The organism is Chungangia koreensis, from assembly GCF_042651785.1.
GTDB lineage: Bacteria > Bacillota > Bacilli > Bacillales_A > Planococcaceae > Chungangia > Chungangia koreensis.
In genome coordinates this window covers 141470-161398 of sequence record NZ_JBHSEC010000002.1, presented here as the reverse complement: position 1 = coordinate 161398, position 19929 = coordinate 141470, and the positions used below count along the sequence as shown (strand labels likewise).

Sequence of the window (19929 nt, the reverse complement as noted above, 5' to 3'; positions counted from 1 at the left end):
TGAACATGACCAGAAAAACGCCAGGTTTTTATAGCCTGTGCGTTTTTCTTATTTTTATTTCATAAGATGAAGAAAGGAGGAATAGAAGATGAGATTCACCGATTTGCAGAAGAGAGAAATCATAGAAGCCGGGAAAGGCAGATTCTTAGGTTACGTGCAGGATACTGTTGTAAACGTTAAAGAAGGGAGGATCGAAGCTCTCCTAATTTCGGATAGCAGCAAACTGCGATTATTCTCTGGTGGCGATAAAGAATTTGTGAAAATAAAAATTGAAGATATTATTGTTATTGGAAAAGATGTAATTCTTGTGAAAGACCAATATAGCAAGCATTGACTTTACATTGAAAATCTTGGCTATGCTTGGTACAATGAGAGAAGATAGCTTTGAAAAGTTGGGTTAATATGGTAGAAATCAAATATAATTTAGAACAAATTACGAAGAGAATAGAAGAAGCCTGTGCACGAACGGACAGAAATCCAAATAGTGTTACTATAATTGCCGTCACGAAAGCCGTGTCAGTCGGACGGACGAAAGAGGCGGTTGACGCGGGTCTAATGAATTTGGGAGAGAACCGCCCGGATGGCCTGAAATTGAAATCTGATGATATTGATTCAGTTAAATGGCACTTTATCGGAAGCTTACAAAGCCGTAAAGTTAAAGAGGTGATCGATCAAATCGATTACCTTCATTCTTTAGATCGTATAAGTTTGGCAAAAGAAATCCAGAAACGGGCAACACGAAAAGTGGATTGTTTTGTACAGGTTAATGTATCAGGAGAGGATTCTAAGCATGGACTTGCACCTGATGAGGTCATATCTTTCATACAAAGTTTAGAGGAATTCGACAAGATCAGAATCGTTGGATTAATGACGATGGCTCCTAATACCGAAAACGAATCCGTTCTCCGTTCGGTGTTCAGAGAATTGAAATCTCTGCAAGAAGATGTGGCTGCACTGAATTTGGTTCATGCACCTTGCACTGAATGCTCCATGGGTATGTCGAATGACTATGTAATTGCGGTAGAAGAGGGAGCAACTTTCGTACGAATCGGAACAGCATTAGTCGGAGATGAAAGTGGGGAATCACGATGAGCATGAAAAACAAGATCAAAAATTTCTTTTATCTTGAGGAAGAAGAAGAAGATGTACCGGTCCAACGTCAACAGACGGTCCAGCAGCAAGCACCGGCACGTAAATCTGTGAAAGAAAGAAGGGTGAACCAAGAAATGCCTTCTCCAACAGTTGTGAGCCTGCAAGCTGCTCATAAGGCGTCGAAGGTCATATTGATTGAACCTCGCGTTTACGCTGAAGCGCAGGATATTGCAGAACATCTTAAGAATAAGCGTGCAGTCGTTGTTAATCTGCAGCGAATTGAAAAAGACCAAGGCTTCCGGATTATTGATTTCCTAAGCGGTACCGTTTATGCTCTCGGAGGAGATATTCAACGTGTCGGAACTGATATTTTCCTATGTGTACCAGATAATGTGGAAGTTGATGGGGCAATTTCTGATTACTATTATGATGATATTTGATAATTGAGGTGTATGGGTTGATTCAGTATTATATTTTTGTGGCGGCCAATTATTTAGTAAGTGCGTATTCATTTTTACTCATCATTTATATCTTGATGTCTTGGATTCCAAGTTCAAGAGATACTAGCTTCGGTCGTTTCTTAGAAAAAATTTGCGAACCGTATTTAGGCTTTTTCCGTAAGTTCATTCCGCCACTTGGAATGATTGACATTTCACCAATTGTAGCTTTATTGGTCTTGAATTTGGCCTTGAATGGTTTAAGGGTCTTATTATTCTAATCCTTTGAGAAAAAAGAACAACCTCACGACGGTGGGGTTTTTTTAGTACTCAACCAGAATGCATCATTGAAGGAGACGTCATGGAAACACTATTCCAGCATTTTCGTAAAGATGAACAGCCTTTCATAGAACTCGTTGCGGGCTGGGTCCGGGAAACTGAGGACCGGTATTCGCCGAAATTAACGGATTTCCTGGATCCGCGCCAACGGTTCATCGTCCAATCTATTGTTGGAGCGGCACAAGAGATTGATACTTCAGCGTATGGCAAATTTGAAGAGGCGGAAAGGATGAGGATGTATATTCATCCACCGTACTTCGAGCCTACACAAGAGGATTTTTCAGTGACCGCTTTTGAAATAACGTATCCTTCTAAATTTCTTTCACTCGAGCATCGGGACGTGTTAGGTGCTCTTATGTCTATCGGAGTGGACCGTTCTAAATTCGGTGATATCCGTTTGGATGAAGAACGTATCCAATTTACCATCAATTCTGAGATGGCTGATTATGTTCAGGCGAATTTAACTACTATTGGAAAAGCGAAAGTGCACCTGAACGAAGTATCGGAATCGGGATCCTTGATCCCTTATGAAGATGAGTGGCTTGAGGAACTCCATATAATCAGTTCCATGAGGTTGGATACCGTCTTATCCTCCGTATTGAATATTTCGAGGCAAAAAGCGTCTATGCTCATCCACGGTGGTCGAGTCAAAGTGAACTGGACAGTACGGGAACAACCTGCATTTGAATTGCAAGAATCCGATCTTTTATCCGTCCGTGGTTACGGCAGGATGAAAATCTTCATGATTGAGGGACGAACAAAGAAGGACAAAATTCGTCTGCAAATCGGTAGAATAGAATGATTTTTGCGAAAAAAGGTGGAAAAATGTAGATTACTACTGTCAAGAACTAATTTGAGCGTTATAATAGATTGAAAGAAAACCGATTTAAGATTAAGGAGAGATGGTTATAATGCCTTTAACACCCCTTGATATACATAACAAAGAATTTAGCCGAGGTTTTCGTGGCTATGATGAGGATGAAGTAAATGAGTTCCTTGATCAAATTATCAAGGACTTTGAAATTCTCATTAAAGAGAAGAAAGAGTTAGAAGAGCGCCTTCGAAATACAAATGATCGAGTTACTCATTTCACGTCAATTGAAGAAACTCTTCAAAAATCTATACTTGTTGCACAGGAAGCTGCGGAAGAGGTTCGCCGAAATTCACAGAAAGAAGCGAAACTGATTGTCCGCGAAGCCGAAAAAAATGCAGATCGCATTGTCAATGAATCGTTATCGAAAGCACGGAAGATTGCTATGGAAATCGAAGAACTTAAAAAGCAATCCAAAGTATTCCGGAATCGCTTTAAAATGCTGATTGAAGCACAACTTGATCTTATTCAAACTGACGACTGGGATCATCTGATGGAGTACGAAGTCGATGTAACAGAGTTGGAACGAATCGAAAAAAGTGGAGAGTAAGTTCCACCCCTTGACGTATTGAGGAGTATTTCTTATAATGTCAACATATTGAAATTGCGCAGATGGAGACAGTAGTTTGCACTTGCAGAGAAGTAGCGAGCCGGGGATGGTGAAAGCCCGGACGGAAGCAGGCAATACGAAAATCACTCCGGAGCTGGATTGCAGAACAAAGTAGGCAATCCCGTATTCACACCACGTTACGGTGTTCTAAGTGGCGGCATTTGTGTCGCAATTAGGGTGGTACCGCGAGTAGAGCTTCTCGTCCCTTTTTCAGGGATGGGGGGCTTTTTTTATTTGCTTGGACCATTACGAAAATATATTGGAGGAGTTCAGATGAATTACAAAGATACGTTGCTCATGCCGAAAACTGATTTTCCAATGCGTGGAAACCTTCCTGCACGTGAGCCGGAAATGCAAGAAAAGTGGAATGAAATGGATATTAACGAGAAAGTTCTTGAACGGACAAAAGACCGTCCATTTTTCGTACTACATGATGGACCACCATACGCCAATGGTGACCTCCATATGGGGCATGCGCTGAACAAAGTGTTGAAAGACATGATCATGAGACACCGTTCAATGATCGGCTATCATGCTCCTTATGTTCCTGGTTGGGACACACATGGTTTGCCGATTGAGCAAGCATTGACGAACAAAGGTGTCAAACGGAAGGAAATGTCTGTAGCAGAATTCCGTAAGTTGTGTGAATCGTATGCTTGGGAACAAATCGACAATCAGCGCTCTCAATTCCGACGGCTTGGAGTAAGAGGGAATTGGGAAAATCCTTATGTCACGTTAAAACCTGAGTTTGAAGCAAGACAAATCCAAGTTTTTGGTGCAATGGCTAAGAAAGGCTATATTTATAAAGGACTTAAGCCTGTTTACTGGTCTCCTTCAAGCGAATCGGCACTTGCTGAAGCAGAAATCGAGTACAAAGATAAGCGCTCGCCTTCGATTTATGTCAGCTTTGAAGTGAAGGACGGAAAAGGTGCTTTAAACGCTGGAGAAAAGATTATCATCTGGACAACAACTCCATGGACGATTCCGGCAAACTTAGGGATTTCTGTGCATCCTGAATTCGATTATGCAGTTGTAAAAGTTGGTGAAGACCGATTTGTTGTAGCTAAGGATCTTCTTGAGCATGTAGCGAAAGAATTGGAATGGGAATCCTATGAAGTTGACCGGCTTGTAAAGGGATCTGAATTGGACCGTGTTGTAGCACTTCATCCTTTATACGACCGTGATTCCTTAGTTATGTTAGGCGAACACGTTACACTTGAAGCGGGCACAGGCTGTGTGCATACTGCTCCTGGCCACGGGGAAGACGACTTCTATATCGGTCAGCAATATGGTCTTGATGTATTAAGTCCTGTTGATGACCGCGGAATCATGACTGCAGAAGCACCAGGATTTGAAGGGCTCTTCTATGACGATGCAAATAAAGCCATCACGGAAGCACTAAATGAGGCAGGTGCTTTAGAGAAGCTGACTTTCTTCACTCACTCCTATCCACATGACTGGAGAACGAAGAAACCGATTATTTACCGTGCAACTGCTCAATGGTTTGCATCCATCGATGCATTCCGTGATGAACTTCTTGAAGCGATCCGTAATACAAAGTTCACACCTCATTGGGGCGAGACTCGCTTGTTCAACATGGTACGTGACCGAGGAGACTGGTGTATCTCACGTCAACGTGTATGGGGCGTGCCAATTCCAGTATTCTATACTGAAAATGATGAGCCAATCATTACAGACGAAACAATCGAACATGTGTCAAAACTTTTCCGTGAGCATGGCTCCAATATTTGGTTTGAACGTGAAGCGAAGGATTTATTGCCTGAAGGGTTTACACATCCGGGAAGCCCGAATGGTATCTTTAGAAAAGAGACAGATATCATGGATGTATGGTTCGACTCCGGTTCTTCCCATCAAGGTGCGTTAGTTGAACGTGATGATTTAGTGTTCCCTGCAGATTTATATCTGGAAGGTTCCGATCAATATCGCGGTTGGTTCAACTCTTCTTTGACAACAAGTGTTGCCATGTTTGGTTTTGCTCCGTATAAAGGAATTCTTAGTCATGGTTTTACTCTTGACGGCGAAGGCCGTAAAATGAGTAAGTCCATCGGTAATATCATTGAGCCTTCTAAAATCATGAACCAATATGGTGCAGATATCCTTCGACTATGGGTCTCATCTGTTGACTATACGGCTGATGTTCGCGTATCTGATTCGAACTTCAAACAAGTTTCTGAAGTTTATCGGAAAATCCGGAATACTTTCCGCTTCCTGCACGGAAACGTGTCAGATTTTAATCCGGAAACAGATCGGGTTTCATTTGAGAATTTGCGAGAAATCGATCAGTTTATGGTCATGAAATTACAGGAAGTCGTTGATACTGCTCTCAAAGCGTATGAAAAATATGATTTCCAAGGTGTTTATCATGCAGTCAATAATTTCTGTTCGGTCGAATTAAGTTCGTTCTACTTGGATATTGCAAAAGATGTTGTGTACATTGAAGGGAAAAACCATCCACATCGTCGTGCGATGCAGACCGTTATGTACGATACTCTAATTTCTTTAGCACAAGTGATGACGCCTATCATCCCACATACAACAGATGAACTATGGGGCTATTTGGAACATGAGAAAGCGGAGAGTATCCAGTTGACGGATATGCCGGAAGTATTCACTCTTCCTGTTTTTGAGGAACTTCGTAAGAAATGGACAGTCATCATGGATTTCCGTGATGACGTACTGAAGGCATTGGAAGAAGCGCGTAATGCGAAAACAATCGGTAAATCACTTGAAGCCAAAGTGACTGTTTACGTAGATTCCGCTCTTCGTGAACTCATTGAATCAGGAAATATCGACTTTGCACAATTGATGATCGTTTCCCAATTTGAAGTCGCTGGAACAAAAGATGAAGCACCAGAACAAGCACTTCAGCTTGATACTTCAGCAGTCTTGGTTGAACCTGCAAATGGTGAGAAATGTGAGCGCTGTTGGACAATTTCGGAAACAGTCGGAAAGAATCCAGACCATCCGTCATTGTGTGAACGTTGTGCAACTGTTGTAACAAACGAATACGAATAAGTGAAGGGAATTCTTTTCCTTTTCACATAGAGCAAAAAGAACCTACTCACTTGCTTCGGCAAGTGTAGGAGGTTCTTTTGCTTTTCCCTAATTTTACGTATTCAAGTTAATTTTGTTGTTAAAAGAGTGGCTTTTTCGTTTTTTGCAGGGATTATGGTAAAATGGGAAAGATTATGAGTAGACGGGGGAAACATCGTGTTTATTTACTACGGAATTGCGGCTATCATTGTAATACTTGATCAGTGGACGAAGTGGCTGGTCGTCCAACAGATGGAAATTGGAGAACGGGTTTCGATCGTTGAGCCATACATAGCGTTATTATCTCATCGGAACAAAGGCGCTGCATGGGGGATGTTAGAAGGGCAAATGTGGCTGTTTTATATTGTCACAGCAGCTGTCGTAGTCGGTATCCTCTATTATTTTCACACTCATGGAAAAGATCAGCCTTTGTTGAAAGTCAGCTTGATGGTTCTGTTGGGTGGAGCAGTCGGAAACTTCATTGACCGACTTTTACGTGGAGAAGTGGTCGATTTTGTCGATATTTTAATACCGGTGGTTAATTATGACTTTCCGATTTTCAATGTTGCGGATGCTGCCCTTACTATTGGCGTCATTATGATGATCATTTATATTTTATTTGAAGAAAAATTGCAGAAGAAATAGGTGGAATAATGGAAGACTTCACATTTGAGGTAACAGAGCAAGCAGGCGAGCGCATCGACAAAGCGGTGGCTTCTCTTGAAGAGGAATGGTCGCGTACACAAATTCAGGCATGGGTTAAGGATGGTCTCGTTTTAGTAAACGGAAATCCTGTAAAAACAAATTATAAAACGAAGGTTGGCGACATCATTACAGTTATGCCGCCTGAACCTGAAGAATATAAGATTGAGGCAGAAAATCTCGACTTGGAAATTGTATATGAAGATCAGGATGTTTTAGTCGTCAACAAACCAAGAGGAATGGTGGTTCATCCTGCTCCAGGTCATTTAAACGGAACTCTGGTTAACGGGTTGATGTATCAAGTGAAGGACCTATCGGGAATAAACGGTGTGATGCGTCCAGGTATTGTCCATCGTATCGACAAGGATACGTCCGGATTATTGATGGTGGCAAAAAATGATTTAGCCCATGAATCATTAGTGGATCAGCTTGTGAAAAAAACTGTGACGAGAGTATATACCGCTTTAGTACATGGGACTATTCCGCACGACAACGGTACGATCGACGCGCCAATCGGCCGTGATCAAAAAGACCGACAAAGTATGGCCATTGTTGATAAGGGGAAACATGCTGTTACCCATTTTACTGTCGTTGAAAGATTCGGCCGTGATTTTACGCTGATTAAATGCAAACTTGAAACTGGTCGTACCCATCAAATAAGAGTTCATATGAAATACATCGGACATCCACTTGCAGGGGATCCAAAATACGGACCGAAAAAAACTTTGGAATTCCCAGGACAAGCATTGCATGCAGGAGTGTTAGGCTTTACGCATCCACGTACTGGAGAATACCTGGAATTTGAAGCGCCGCTACCGGATGATTTAGCGGAATTGATCGAAAAAGTTAGAAGAAGTCATTGACATTCTATTTGCAATAGAACTATACTTAGTTCAATGAATTGAATAGCAGTACCTTTAAAGACAGTCCAGAGAGGCTGGGAAGGTAAACGGAACGTATGGGTGAAGTGTGTCTGCGGATACATTCGGCCATGCATTGAATTATTGTACGTACAACCTCCTGAACTCGACTGTTCAGGAGGTTTTTTGATGTTCCGGATATTATAAGGTACAGAAATGAAGGAGGATTCGTTTTGGAGAAAGCTAATATTTTGGACGAGCAGGCGGTCAATCGGGCTTTGACCCGGATTGCACATGAAATCATCGAAAAAAACAAAGGAATTGATGAGTGCATACTGGTCGGTATTAAAACAAGAGGGGCTTTCCTTGCAAGAAGGCTTGCTGAAAAGATTGAGAAGATTGAAGGGAAGCCGATCAGGACAGGGGAATTGGATATCACTTTATACCGTGATGACCTGACAGAGAAAACGGTGAATAAGGAGCCGTTAGTCCAACAAGTTGATATTACGTACACAGTAGAAGGGCAGAAGATTGTCTTAGTCGATGATGTCCTTTTTACAGGACGGACTGTCAGAGCTGCCATGGACGCTGTAATGGACCTTGGGAGACCGGCACAAATCCAGTTGGCTGTATTGGTTGACCGCGGACATCGAGAACTTCCGATCCGTGCAGACTTTGTCGGCAAGAACATTCCGACCTCTAATGTAGAACGGATTGTAGTGAACTTGAAGGAAGTTGACGATGCTGAAAGTGTAACCATCCACGAATAGAAAGAGGGAATTGTAAATGTCGAATGCTGTGTTAGATATTAAAGATAAACCGAAAACAGGTCATCTCATTACATTGAGCTTACAACACATGTTTGCCATGTTCGGCTCAACAATTTTAGTGCCGACGCTCGTAGGGCTCAGCCCGGCAATCGCATTATTGACGAGTGGAATAGCAACAATTATTTTTCTGCTTGTTACTCGATTCCAGGTTCCAGCATACTTGGGCTCATCATTCGCTTTCATCTCGCCGATAATAGTTGCAACTACTGCAGGCGGTATTGGAAGTGCGATGATTGGTGCCATGTTTGTATCACTTGTCTATGCCATTGTCTCACTGATCATCTGGAAGAGCGGCTATAAATGGATCATGAAAATCATGCCTCCGATTGTTGTTGCACCTGTGATCATCGTCATCGGTTTAGGACTAGCTGGAACAGCTGTAGATATGGCCATGAATATCACGGTTGATGGTGTGAAGGAATATAGCCTAATCCATTTCTCTGCAGCCATCGTGACATTAGCTACAGCAATTATCTGTACCATCTTTTTCAGAGGCATTATCAGTTTGATGCCGGTTTTGATGGGGATTATTGTAGGATACATCTACTCAGCTTTAGTCGGCATTGTCGACTACACACCAATTCATGAAGCCAGTTTTTTGGCAGTACCGGAGTTCCTGATTCCAGGTATAGATTACGAATTTAAAATAACATCCACTTTGTTGTTAGCAATGGTACCAATATCAATTGTCACGATATCCGAACATATTGGACACCAATTAGTATTAGGAAAAATCGTGGACAGAAACTTTATAAAAGAGCCCGGCTTGCACCGTTCCTTATTAGGAGATGGACTTGGAACGTTTATCAGCTCCTTGGTCGGTGGTCCCCCAAAAACAACATACGGAGAAAACATCGGTGTACTTGCAATTACACGTGTATACAGTGTGTATGTCATATTTGGTGCAGCAATTGCAGCCATTCTGATTGCCTTCCTTGGCGATATAATGGCGTTCATCGAAACGATTCCGACAGCTGTACTCGGTGGTATATCCATCATGTTATTCGGTATTATTGCGTCTTCAGGTCTTCGGATGTTGGTTGAGAGTCAAATAGACTTTGACGATAAACGAAATCTTGTCATTGCATCGGTCATTCTGATTATCGGAATCGGCGGAGCTGCGATTAACTTCTCAGAAACCTTTAGTATTCAAGGAATGGCACTTGCAGCAATTGTTGGGGTGGTTCTAAACTTAGTACTTCCCGGAAGACCGAAAGTAGAAGAAACAGAAGAATAATTGAACACCTTTTAAGAATTGTCCCGTGAGGCAGTCAAAGGTGAGTGAGTAAAAGAGTTGAGGGATCCGAATATCCTCTTACCGCCCTTTTACGCTCTCAAAGCCTTCCAGACTGTCAGGAAGGCTTTTCTTTTGCTGAAAAATAGGAGGAGGATCAGAATGAGACACGTTTTGTCCATGAAGAATTTATCCACAGAAGACATCATCCGGATTTTGGATCGGGCTGCAGAATTTGAAAGCGGAGCAAAACCAAATCTAAAAGAGACGTATACCGTTTCAAACTTATTTTTTGAACCAAGCACCAGAACGAAGATGAGTTTTGAAATGGCTGAACGCAAACTGAACCTCCATGTCTTACCCTTTGAAGCTGCAACATCCAGTACGGTCAAAGGCGAAACATTAATTGACACAGTTAAAACGCTTGAAGCCATCGGCGTGGATGCATTAGTCATCCGCCACGAAGCAGAAGAGTATTACAACGAATTATTGAATGGCGTCGGAATCTCCGTTATTAACGGCGGGGACGGAGCTGGGCAGCATCCATCACAATCCATGTTGGACCTTTACACGATCAGACAGGAATTCGGAAGGTTTGAAGGACTTACCATTACGATTGCAGGGGATATCGCACACAGTCGTGTTGCTCGCTCGAATGCAGATGCTCTGAAAATGTTAGGTGCAAATGTCCATTATTTAAGCCCTTTAGAATGGAAAGGCGAATTTGAAACTGTTTCCTCATGGGAAGAAATTCTTCCATCCAGTGATGTCGTCATGCTTCTAAGAGTTCAACACGAACGGCATGGGAATGATGGTTCTTTTTCAAAAGAGGAATATCACGAAAAATATGGTCTCACGTTAAAACGGGAAAAAATGATGAAAAAAGATGCCATTATCATGCATCCTGCCCCGATCAACAGAGGGGTCGAAATTGCTGATGAGTTGGTTGAATGCGATCGGTCCAGGATTTTCAAACAAATGCATAATGGTGTGTTTGTCCGCATGGCAATCTTAGAAACTGTTTTGAAAGGGAGAGAGAAATGATGGATAAGTTCTTGAAAAATATCAACATCTTGAATGAAGAGGGCGCGCTTATCAACTCGAACATTCGAATCATAGATGGAAAGATTGCTGAAATCGGAGAAACGATTGAACATGCAGGTGAAGAACTGATTGAAGGTAATGGAGCTTTCGCATCATCGGGATTCATAGATGTCCATGTACATCTACGTGAGCCGGGCGGTGAGCGGAAGGAAACGATTGAATCAGGTACAAGGGCTGCTGCAAGGGGAGGATATACAACAATTTGCGCGATGCCGAACACAAAGCCAGTTCCTGACACAAAAGAGAACATTCAAATAGTGAACAGATTAATAGAGGAGAATGCATTAATCCGTGTCCTTCCGTATGCTTCCATTACTATCCGTGAAGCGGGGAAGGAACGCACAAACTTAGCGGAATTGAAAGCGCACGGAGCATTCGCTTTTACTGATGATGGAGTCGGAATTCAAGAAGCGGGAATGATGTATGAGGCAATGAAGGACGCAGCGGAGATCAATATGCCAATCGTTGCACATTGTGAAGATAATTCTCTCATTTATAACGGTGTCATGCATGAAGGAAAACGTAATCACGAACTTGGATTGCCAGGGATTCCCTCGATTGCGGAATCGGTTCATATTGCACGTGATGTACTTTTAGCGGAAGCTGCAGGTGCTCACTACCACGTCTGCCATGTCAGCACGAAGGAGTCAGTCAGAGTAATCCGAGACGCAAAAAGAGCCGGCATAAAAGTAACTGCAGAAGTTAGCCCTCACCATTTGCTGCTTTGTGAAGACGACATTCCTGTAGATGATGCAAATTACAAAATGAATCCACCTCTTCGTGGGGCCGAAGATCTTAGAGCTCTAAGAGAGGGATTGCAAGACGGTACGTTGGACTGTATAGCAACCGATCATGCACCACATACAAAGGAAGAAAAATCAAACGGCATGAAACCTGCTCCATTCGGAATTGTCGGTTTTGAAACTGCGTTCCCTCTTCTTTACACACATTTTGTCGAAAAAGGAAAATGGACACTCAAGCAACTGACTGATTGGATGACGATCCGACCCGCTGAAGTATTCGGTATGCCTTATGGGAAACTGGAGACTGGTGCAGAAGCTGATATTGTATTGATTGACCTGACAAAACAAAGACCAATCAATCCAAAAGATTTCCTTTCAAAAGGAGAAAACACTCCATTTGCAGGCTGGGATTGTAAAGGCTGGCCGATCATGACGCTATTTGGAGGTAATATAGTATGGCAGGAGGAACAGGCATGAAGAAGAGATACTTAGTATTGGAAAATGGCTCTATTTATGAAGGGGTGGCTTTTGGCGCAGAAAAAGCTTCCGTTGGAGAGGTCGTATTCAATACAGGAATGACTGGCTACCAAGAAGTCCTTTCTGATCCATCTTACTGTGGACAGCTTGTCACGATGACATATCCTCTGATTGGGAACTACGGTATAAACCGGGATGATTTTGAATCGATTGAGCCGGCTGCAAAAGGCTTGGTAATAAGAGAATTAGCCGAAGAACCTTCTAACTTCAGAAGTGAGCGTTCACTTAACGAGTTCTTAATACAAAAAGGAATTCCAGGGATTTCAGAAGTGGACACTCGAAGATTAACCCGAGAGATCCGAAATTACGGAACGATCAAAGGTTACTTCACTGAAGCCGGTGCCGACTTAGACAAGGCGACTGTTTTAGCAGAACTATCAAGCACAGACCTACCTACTGATCAAGTTGCCTCCGTTTCCATTAAACGTTCCTATGCAAGTCCTGGTAGAGGGAAACGTGTTGTGTTAGTCGACTTTGGCATGAAACATGGAATCTTACGGGAACTGAATCGAAGAGATTGCGACGTGGTCGTCGTTCCGTATAATGCAACTGCAAATGAGGTACTCTCGCTTAACCCTGACGGTATCATGCTTTCAAATGGACCAGGGGATCCAAAAGATGTTCCTGAAGCAATCGAACTTTTAAACGGCGTGTTGGGAAAAGTACCGGTATTCGGTATTTGTCTTGGTCATCAGTTGCTTGCCTTAGCCTGTGGCGGGAACACGTTTAAGTTGAAATTCGGACATCGCGGCGGAAATCATCCGGTTAAAAGCTTAGTGACAGGAAAGACATTTTTAACTTCACAAAACCATGGATATTCAGTAGATCCTGAATCACTCAAAGGCACTGATCTTGAGGTGACGGAAATTGCACTCAATGACGGCACAGTAGAAGGTTTACGCCACAAGAAACACTTAGCGTTCTCTGCTCAGTATCATCCTGAGGCTTCACCAGGACCTGAAGACTCCAATTTCTTATTCGATGACTTTATTGACATGATTCAACAACAGAGCCGAAAGGAGATTCACCATGCCTAAACGTACAGATATTAACTCCATTTTAGTGATCGGATCCGGTCCGATCGTCATCGGTCAAGCAGCAGAATTCGACTATGCCGGTACTCAAGCCTGCCTTGCCCTAAAAGAGGAAGGCTATCGCGTAATTTTGATCAATTCAAACCCGGCAACCATCATGACGGACACTGAAATTGCAGACAAAGTATATATAGAGCCTATCTCTCTTGAGTTTGTTAGCAGGATACTTCGAAAAGAACGTCCGGATGCCCTATTGCCGACGCTTGGCGGACAAACTGGATTGAACATGGCGATTGAACTCCAAAACTCTGGCATTTTAGACGAACTGAATATCGAAATTTTAGGGACAAAATTAGATGCGATCCACAAAGCGGAAGACCGTGAACTTTTCCGTTCATTGATGAATGAATTGAATGAACCAGTACCGGATAGCGAAATTGTCCATTCCGTGAAAGAAGCAGTGGAATTTGCAAATGAAATCGGCTATCCAGTCATTGTTCGTCCAGCCTTTACATTAGGAGGTACAGGCGGTGGAATATGCAAAGACGAAGAAGAGTTGCTTGAAATTGTTGCGAGCGGCTTAAAGTATAGTCCGGTAAGTCAATGTCTTCTTGAAAAATCGATTGCTGGCTATAAAGAAATCGAATACGAAGTGATGCGTGATTCGGCGGACCATGCAATTGTTGTCTGTAATATGGAGAACTTTGACCCAGTCGGGATTCATACAGGAGATTCCATAGTTGTAGCGCCAAGCCAAACATTATCAGATCGGGAATATCAGATGCTCCGCAATGTTTCATTGAAAATCATCCGTGCTCTGAAAATCGAGGGTGGCTGTAACGTTCAGCTTGCACTCGATCCAGACAGCTTCAATTACTACATTATTGAAGTAAACCCACGAGTAAGCCGATCTTCCGCACTTGCTTCCAAAGCAACGGGATACCCGATTGCGAAGCTGGCTGCAAAAATTGCAGTTGGCTTAACGCTTGATGAGATGATGAACCCGGTCACAGGTAAAACTTACGCACACTTTGAACCAGCACTTGACTACGTGGTTGCGAAGATTCCGAGATGGCCATTTGATAAGTTCGAATCAGCGAAACGGAACTTAGGAACACAAATGAAAGCGACAGGCGAAGTAATGGCCATTGGCCGGAATTTTGAAGAAGCGATTTTAAAAGCGGTCCGCTCATTAGAAACAGGTCACATGCATATTGAACTGAAAAATGCAGGGGGCATGACAGACGAATGGATTGAGAAACGGATTCGCAGGGCTGGAGATGAGCGATTGTTCTTCATCGGGGAGGCACTTCGAAGAGGTAGTTCGATTGATGAAATCCATGAATGGAGTCAAATTGATCGCTTCTTCCTTAACAAACTGAACAATATCGTAAAATACGAGACGGTGATTGAAGAGAACAAGCTAAATGTAGTCATTGCGAAAAAAGCGAAACGTATGGGCTTCTCAGATGTGAAGATTGCCGCTCTTTGGAATATGACAGAAGTTGAAGTTTATAATTGGCGGAAAGAAAACGGACTTTTGCCAGTTTATAAGATGGTAGACACTTGTGCTGCAGAGTTTGAATCCGAGACGCCATATTTCTATGGAACTTATGAAGAAGAAAACGAATCAGTCAAGAGTGGGCGGGAGAGCATTGTCGTGCTCGGTTCCGGTCCGATACGGATTGGTCAAGGCGTTGAGTTTGACTATGCAACAGTCCATTCTGTCTGGGCAATAAAAGAAGCAGGTTATGAAGCGATTATTATTAACAACAACCCAGAAACGGTTTCAACGGATTTCTCCATCTCGGATAAATTGTATTTCGAGCCACTGGTCATTGAAGATGTGATGCATATTATCGATTTAGAAAAGCCGAAAGGGATCATCGTACAGTTTGGCGGCCAAACAGCAATCAACTTAGCTGAAGGACTTGCCCAACGAGGTGTCAAAATCTTAGGAACGAGCTTGGAAGACTTGGACCGCGCGGAGAACCGTGACAAGTTTGAACGCGCTCTTCAAGAAATCGGCATTCCTCAGCCAAAAGGGAAGACAGCCGTTTCTGTTGAAGAAGCCGTGCAAATTGCAGAGGAAATCAGTTACCCAGTACTTGTACGTCCATCCTATGTATTAGGCGGGCGTGCAATGGAAATTGTCTACAATGAGGCGGAACTTAGACATTATATGGAGTTTGCGGTGGAAGCCTCTCATGAACATCCTGTGTTAGTCGATCGGTATTTGACAGGGATGGAAATAGAAGTGGATGCAATCAGTGATGGCGAACATGTAATAATTCCGGGGATTATGGAGCATATCGAACGAGCAGGCGTACACTCCGGTGATTCCATCGCTGTTTATCCTCCTCAAAGTCTTAACGCGAAACATATTCAAACACTTGCCGACTATACAGAACGATTGGCAAAAGGGCTGAACATTATTGGATTGTTAAATATACAATTTGTCATCTCGGACGATGAGGTCTTCGTCATAGAAGTAAATCCCCGTTCAAGCAGGACGGTTCCATTCTTAAGTAAAATCACGAATATTCCGATGGCGAATCTTGCAACAAAAGCTATTTTAGGATATAAGATTCCGGAAATGGGTTATGGTACAGGACTCAAACCGAATATACCTGGCGTTTACGTTAAAGTACCAGTATTCAGTTTCGCAAAATTACGGCGAGTTGATATTACGTTAGGGCCGGAAATGAAATCGACAGGTGAAGTGATGGGCAAAGATACTACACTTGAAAAAGCATTATATAAAGGGTTAATCGCTTCTGGCATGAAAATCAGAGAGTATGGGTCTGTATTAATGACCATCTCAGACAAAGATAAAGCCGAAGCCGCCACTCTGGCTGCACGCTTTACTGAAATCGGTTATCAGATTTTAGCAACAGAAGGAACAGCAACCGTATTGAAGAACGAAGGAATACCGGTAAAAGTAGTTGGGAAAATCGGTTCTGAAGGACAGACACTATTAGATGTTATCCAAAAGGGCGAGGCACAACTCGTCATCAATACGTTGACGAAGGGCAAACAGCCAGAACGTGACGGCTTCAGAATTCGTCGTGAGTCGGTCGAAAACGGGATTCCATGCTTAACATCATTGGATACAGCAGAAGCGGTTCTCCGAGTATTGGAATCCATGACATTCTCAACAGAAGCAATGCCCGCTTTGGGGGTGCATGCATGATCCGACAGGAACAGATGACGGTCATCAAGCAGAAAGCATTGGCAACGAATATTTTCGAAATGACACTGGCCGGCGAACTCGTCTCTTTAATGGGGACGCCGGGACAGTTTGTCCATATACGCGTAAGCGGTGGTTTTGAGCCTTTGCTTCGACGGCCGATCAGTATTTCGTCGATTAATAAAGACAAAGGGGAATTTACAATCATATACCGTGCCGAGGGGAAGGGTACATCCATCCTTTCTACAAAAACGCCGGGTGATGTGGTCGATGTATTAGGTCCTCTCGGTAATGGTTTCCCTGTGAATATTGAAGGCGAAAAAGTCTTCCTGATTGGAGGAGGAATAGGAGTACCCCCTCTTTATGAGTTATCAAAACAATTAAGGGAAGTAGGGGTGGAACCAATCCATATCTTAGGCTTCCAGTCCTCAGATGTTATGTTCTACGAAGAAGAATTCAATGCGCTTGGTGAGACATATATAGCTACCGTAGACGGAACAGCAGGAGAAAAAGGTTTTGTCACCCATATTATCGATCAGCTGCCCAAAGAGATCAGCCACTACTATGCATGTGGACCGATGCCCATGCTAAAAGCCGTTTCCTCGAAGTTAGCCGGTATAGAAGGCTTTCTTTCATTTGAAGAACGAATGGGGTGCGGAATCGGGGCTTGCTTTGCATGTGTATGCAAGACCAATAATCAGGTGGATGGCCGGGACTATGTAAAGGTTTGTTCCGACGGTCCGGTCTTCAAGGCGGGGGTTGTTGAACTATGAACCGGTTAAATATTGAATTGCCAGGGTTATCATTGAAAAATCCAATTATGCCGGCAAGCGGTTGTTTCGGTTTCGGGAAAGAGTTCGCCAAGTTATATGATCTTTCCGTTTTAGGCTCGATAATGATCAAGGCAACTACTGTAGAAACGCGATTAGGAAACCCGACGCCACGGGTCGCAGAAACATCCTCCGGGATGCTAAATGCAATTGGCCTTCAAAACCCCGGACTTGAAAAAGTGATTTCGGAAGAACTTACCTGGTTAGAGCAATATAATGTACCGATTATTGCCAATGTAGCGGGGACGTTGACCGAAGACTATGTAGAGGTTGCCGAAAAGATTTCAAAATCGCCGAATGTAAAAGCACTTGAATTGAATATCTCCTGTCCGAATGTGAAATTGGGCGGAATCACATTTGGTACTGATCCAGTCGTTGCGAAGGAATTGACCGCGGCCGTAAAAGCCGTTTCCGCTGTACCCGTATATGTAAAACTATCTCCCAATGTAACCGATATCGTTTCAATTGCGAAGGCGGTCGAGGAAGGGGGAGCGGATGGAATTTCTATGATTAATACTTTAGTAGGGATGCGGCTCGATACGAAAACTGGCCGTCCGGTAATAGCAAATGGAACTGGCGGGTTATCCGGTCCTGCGATCAAACCAGTAGCTATCAGGATGGTCTACGAAGTTAGTAAACACGTTTCCATTCCGATTATCGGAATGGGTGGCATTACCGAAGTAGACGATGTGATCGACTTCTTATCTGCAGGAGCGAGTGCTGTAGCCATTGGAACCGCAAACTTTGTGGATCCATTCATATGTCCCACGATCATTGAACAACTTCCTGCAAAGCTTGACGAATTGGGAATAGATCACATTTCAGAATTAGTAGGAAGGAGTCATCGATGATGAAAAACAGCCCGATTATCGCACTTGACTTTCCATCAGAAGAAGAAACGATTGGATTTTTAAACGTTTTCAATGAATCCCTTTTCGTTAAGGTGGGAATGGAACTCTATTTACAGGAAGGACCGTCGATTGTTTATAAGTTAAAGGAATTGGGACATGATGTCTTTCTTGACTTGAAACTGCATGACATTCCAAATACAGTAGGCTCAGCGATGAGAGGGTTAGCCAGAATTGGGGCTGATATGGTGAATGTCCATGCCGCTGGCGGAGAAGCAATGATGCAGGCAGCTATAGAAGGATTAGAGGCTGGAACTTTAGCTGGACAAAAAAGACCTAAGATTATTGCAGTCACCCAATTAACTTCAACGAGTGAAGAACAAATGAAAACAGAACAACTCATTGAGCGTACTCTAAAGGAAAGCGTTTTGAATTACGCTGAATTAGCAAAAACAGCAGGAATGGATGGAGTGGTTTGTTCTGTTCAGGAAGCAGCTGTCATCCGTGAATCCTGTGGGGATGCTTTCTTAAAAGTAACACCTGGAATAAGGCTTGATGGTGGGAAGAATCATGACCAACAGCGTGTAGCTACACCAGCAGTAGCGAGAAAGTCAGGTTCTACACATATCGTAGTAGGGCGTGCAATAACAAATTCTGCAGATCCGGTTGCGACTTATTTCGATATAAAAAATTGGTGGGAGGCTGGTTTCGAATGAAAATGCAAAAGAGAATTGCGCAGGCTTTACTTGAGACGGGAGCGGTCAAATTAAGCCCAAAAGAACCATTCACATGGGCATCGGGAATACAATCACCTATTTATTGTGATAATCGGCTAACGATGTCCGAGCCTGTAATCCGAAAGGAAATAGCGGAAGGATTAACCGAGTTGATCCGAAAGAATTTCCCGGAAGTGGAAGTGATTGCAGGAACAGCTACAGCAGGAATTCCCCATGCTGCATGGGTCAGTGATCTATTAGAACTCCCAATGGTATACGTCCGGTCGAAACCGAAAGAGCATGGCCGTGGAAATCAGATTGAAGGAAAGATTTCAGAAGGTGACAAGGTAGTAGTAGTGGAAGACTTGATTTCTAAAGGCGGTAGCAGCATAACCGCTGCAAATGCTTTGAGGGATGCTGGATGTGAAGTATTAGGGGTTGTGTCGATCTTCACGTACGGATTGAACAGTGCAACTGAAGCATTTATGGAAGCTGATCTAACTTACTATAGCCTGTCTAACTTCGCTGCATTAATGCAAGCCGCCAAAGAGAACGGCTCCATATCTGAAACAGAAATTGAAGAACTGACAGAATGGCACAGTAAACTAAAGAACGGCGAATTATAAAAAGCTCGCGGGCAAACCGCGAGCTTTCAGTTTGTAGGTAGAATTAAAAAAGCGGAAAAAAGAGAAACTCGTTAACGTCTATTTGAAATGTAATCCTTTAGAAAGGTTATATAAATCCCTGTTTAGCGACTATTGCTTGAAGTGCAGGCGCCGACTCCTGCGGGAAAAGCGTGAGCCTTGAGAACCCACAGTAACGACTGTTGAATGAACAAAGGCTAAGTTAAAGTACAAAGGCTAATTGCGCCGCGTCCTGGCTGCTCCACCGCTTCGCT

19 protein-coding genes and 1 other annotated feature are annotated in these 19929 nt (G+C 43.1%); all 19 genes read left to right on the top strand.

Annotated features, from left to right (window positions below; genetic code table 11):
* Positions 1 to 88: 88 nt before the first annotated feature.
* On the top strand, positions 89 to 334 hold the full coding sequence (locus ACFOZY_RS02440; RefSeq protein ID WP_378151872.1) for a PRC-barrel domain-containing protein: 246 nt from the start codon (positions 89 to 91) through the stop codon (positions 332 to 334).
* 68 nt (positions 335 to 402) lie between these two features.
* Complete coding sequence (locus ACFOZY_RS02435; protein WP_378151870.1) at positions 403 to 1092, top strand: YggS family pyridoxal phosphate-dependent enzyme; 690 nt, start codon at positions 403 to 405, stop codon at positions 1090 to 1092.
* A gap of 2 nt (positions 1093 to 1094) precedes the next feature.
* Complete coding sequence (locus ACFOZY_RS02430) at positions 1095 to 1532, top strand: cell division protein SepF (protein WP_378151868.1); 438 nt, start codon at positions 1095 to 1097, stop codon at positions 1530 to 1532.
* A gap of 17 nt (positions 1533 to 1549) precedes the next feature.
* Entirely contained in the window at positions 1550 to 1810 is a 261-nt protein-coding gene (locus ACFOZY_RS02425; RefSeq protein WP_378151866.1) for a YggT family protein, read from the top strand.
* Between the two features lie 80 nt (positions 1811 to 1890).
* Positions 1891 to 2670 (top strand): YlmH family RNA-binding protein, encoded by a 780-nt coding sequence (locus ACFOZY_RS02420; protein ID WP_378151864.1) that lies wholly within the window; start codon positions 1891 to 1893, stop codon positions 2668 to 2670.
* A 109-nt stretch (positions 2671 to 2779) separates the two neighbouring features.
* A complete protein-coding gene (locus ACFOZY_RS02415; RefSeq protein ID WP_378151862.1) occupies positions 2780 to 3289 on the top strand; it encodes a DivIVA domain-containing protein in 510 nt (169 codons plus the stop codon).
* Between the two features lie 50 nt (positions 3290 to 3339).
* Positions 3340 to 3559: a binding site (T-box leader), on the top strand.
* A 63-nt stretch (positions 3560 to 3622) separates the two neighbouring features.
* Positions 3623 to 6385: an isoleucine--tRNA ligase gene (gene ileS / locus ACFOZY_RS02410; protein ID WP_378151860.1), complete on the top strand. Its 2763-nt coding sequence runs from the start codon at positions 3623 to 3625 to the stop codon at positions 6383 to 6385.
* A 195-nt stretch (positions 6386 to 6580) separates the two neighbouring features.
* The gene (lspA, locus tag ACFOZY_RS02405) at positions 6581 to 7048 is read left to right on the top strand and encodes a signal peptidase II (protein WP_378151858.1); all 468 of its coding nucleotides are present in this window, start codon (positions 6581 to 6583) and stop codon (positions 7046 to 7048) included.
* A gap of 8 nt (positions 7049 to 7056) precedes the next feature.
* Positions 7057 to 7968 (top strand): RluA family pseudouridine synthase, encoded by a 912-nt coding sequence (locus ACFOZY_RS02400; RefSeq protein WP_378151856.1) that lies wholly within the window; start codon positions 7057 to 7059, stop codon positions 7966 to 7968.
* A gap of 230 nt (positions 7969 to 8198) precedes the next feature.
* Entirely contained in the window at positions 8199 to 8735 is a 537-nt protein-coding gene (gene pyrR, locus ACFOZY_RS02395; RefSeq protein ID WP_378151854.1) for a bifunctional pyr operon transcriptional regulator/uracil phosphoribosyltransferase PyrR, read from the top strand.
* A gap of 16 nt (positions 8736 to 8751) precedes the next feature.
* Positions 8752 to 10032 (top strand): solute carrier family 23 protein, encoded by a 1281-nt coding sequence (locus tag ACFOZY_RS02390; protein ID WP_378151852.1) that lies wholly within the window; start codon positions 8752 to 8754, stop codon positions 10030 to 10032.
* A gap of 159 nt (positions 10033 to 10191) precedes the next feature.
* The gene (locus ACFOZY_RS02385) at positions 10192 to 11073 is read left to right on the top strand and encodes an aspartate carbamoyltransferase catalytic subunit (RefSeq protein ID WP_378151849.1); all 882 of its coding nucleotides are present in this window, start codon (positions 10192 to 10194) and stop codon (positions 11071 to 11073) included.
* Positions 11073 to 12353, top strand: a complete 1281-nt coding sequence (locus tag ACFOZY_RS02380) for a dihydroorotase (protein ID WP_378152207.1) — start codon at positions 11073 to 11075, stop codon at positions 12351 to 12353. Before ACFOZY_RS02385 ends, ACFOZY_RS02380 begins: the two co-directional genes overlap by 1 nt.
* A complete protein-coding gene (locus ACFOZY_RS02375) occupies positions 12350 to 13450 on the top strand; it encodes a carbamoyl phosphate synthase small subunit (RefSeq protein ID WP_378151847.1) in 1101 nt (366 codons plus the stop codon). Before ACFOZY_RS02380 ends, ACFOZY_RS02375 begins: the two co-directional genes overlap by 4 nt.
* Entirely contained in the window at positions 13443 to 16640 is a 3198-nt protein-coding gene (gene carB / locus ACFOZY_RS02370) for a carbamoyl-phosphate synthase large subunit (protein ID WP_378151846.1), read from the top strand. The genes ACFOZY_RS02375 and carB overlap by 8 nt, the downstream gene beginning before the upstream one ends.
* Positions 16640 to 17410: a dihydroorotate dehydrogenase electron transfer subunit gene (locus tag ACFOZY_RS02365; RefSeq protein ID WP_378152205.1), complete on the top strand. Its 771-nt coding sequence runs from the start codon at positions 16640 to 16642 to the stop codon at positions 17408 to 17410. Before carB ends, ACFOZY_RS02365 begins: the two co-directional genes overlap by 1 nt.
* Complete coding sequence (locus ACFOZY_RS02360) at positions 17407 to 18318, top strand: dihydroorotate dehydrogenase (RefSeq protein ID WP_378151844.1); 912 nt, start codon at positions 17407 to 17409, stop codon at positions 18316 to 18318. Before ACFOZY_RS02365 ends, ACFOZY_RS02360 begins: the two co-directional genes overlap by 4 nt.
* On the top strand, positions 18318 to 19031 hold the full coding sequence (gene pyrF / locus ACFOZY_RS02355; RefSeq protein WP_378152203.1) for an orotidine-5'-phosphate decarboxylase: 714 nt from the start codon (positions 18318 to 18320) through the stop codon (positions 19029 to 19031). The genes ACFOZY_RS02360 and pyrF overlap by 1 nt, the downstream gene beginning before the upstream one ends.
* Positions 19028 to 19657 carry an orotate phosphoribosyltransferase gene (gene pyrE, locus ACFOZY_RS02350; RefSeq protein WP_378151842.1) on the top strand — a complete coding sequence of 210 codons (630 nt, stop codon included), beginning with the start codon at positions 19028 to 19030 and terminating at the stop codon, positions 19655 to 19657. The genes pyrF and pyrE overlap by 4 nt, the downstream gene beginning before the upstream one ends.
* The last annotated feature ends 272 nt before the right edge of the window (positions 19658 to 19929 follow it).

What these genes read in the sequence shown, in the direction of transcription:
- ACFOZY_RS02440 (WP_378151872.1), top strand. Translation starts at nt 89, where the DNA reads ATGAGATTCACCGATTTGCAGAAGAGAGAAATCATAGAAGCCGGGAAA.
- ACFOZY_RS02435 (WP_378151870.1), top strand. Translation starts at nt 403, where the DNA reads ATGGTAGAAATCAAATATAATTTAGAACAAATTACGAAGAGAATAGAA.
- ACFOZY_RS02430 (WP_378151868.1), top strand. Translation starts at nt 1,095, where the DNA reads ATGAAAAACAAGATCAAAAATTTCTTTTATCTTGAGGAAGAAGAAGAA.
- ACFOZY_RS02420 (WP_378151864.1), top strand. Translation starts at nt 1,891, where the DNA reads ATGGAAACACTATTCCAGCATTTTCGTAAAGATGAACAGCCTTTCATA.
- ACFOZY_RS02415 (WP_378151862.1), top strand. Translation starts at nt 2,780, where the DNA reads ATGCCTTTAACACCCCTTGATATACATAACAAAGAATTTAGCCGAGGT.
- ileS (WP_378151860.1), top strand. Translation starts at nt 3,623, where the DNA reads ATGAATTACAAAGATACGTTGCTCATGCCGAAAACTGATTTTCCAATG.
- ACFOZY_RS02400 (WP_378151856.1), top strand. Translation starts at nt 7,057, where the DNA reads ATGGAAGACTTCACATTTGAGGTAACAGAGCAAGCAGGCGAGCGCATC.
- ACFOZY_RS02390 (WP_378151852.1), top strand. Translation starts at nt 8,752, where the DNA reads ATGTCGAATGCTGTGTTAGATATTAAAGATAAACCGAAAACAGGTCAT.
- ACFOZY_RS02385 (WP_378151849.1), top strand. Translation starts at nt 10,192, where the DNA reads ATGAGACACGTTTTGTCCATGAAGAATTTATCCACAGAAGACATCATC.
- ACFOZY_RS02380 (WP_378152207.1), top strand. Translation starts at nt 11,073, where the DNA reads ATGGATAAGTTCTTGAAAAATATCAACATCTTGAATGAAGAGGGCGCG.
- ACFOZY_RS02375 (WP_378151847.1), top strand. Translation starts at nt 12,350, where the DNA reads ATGAAGAAGAGATACTTAGTATTGGAAAATGGCTCTATTTATGAAGGG.
- carB (WP_378151846.1), top strand. Translation starts at nt 13,443, where the DNA reads ATGCCTAAACGTACAGATATTAACTCCATTTTAGTGATCGGATCCGGT.
- ACFOZY_RS02360 (WP_378151844.1), top strand. Translation starts at nt 17,407, where the DNA reads ATGAACCGGTTAAATATTGAATTGCCAGGGTTATCATTGAAAAATCCA.
- pyrF (WP_378152203.1), top strand. Translation starts at nt 18,318, where the DNA reads ATGAAAAACAGCCCGATTATCGCACTTGACTTTCCATCAGAAGAAGAA.
- pyrE (WP_378151842.1), top strand. Translation starts at nt 19,028, where the DNA reads ATGAAAATGCAAAAGAGAATTGCGCAGGCTTTACTTGAGACGGGAGCG.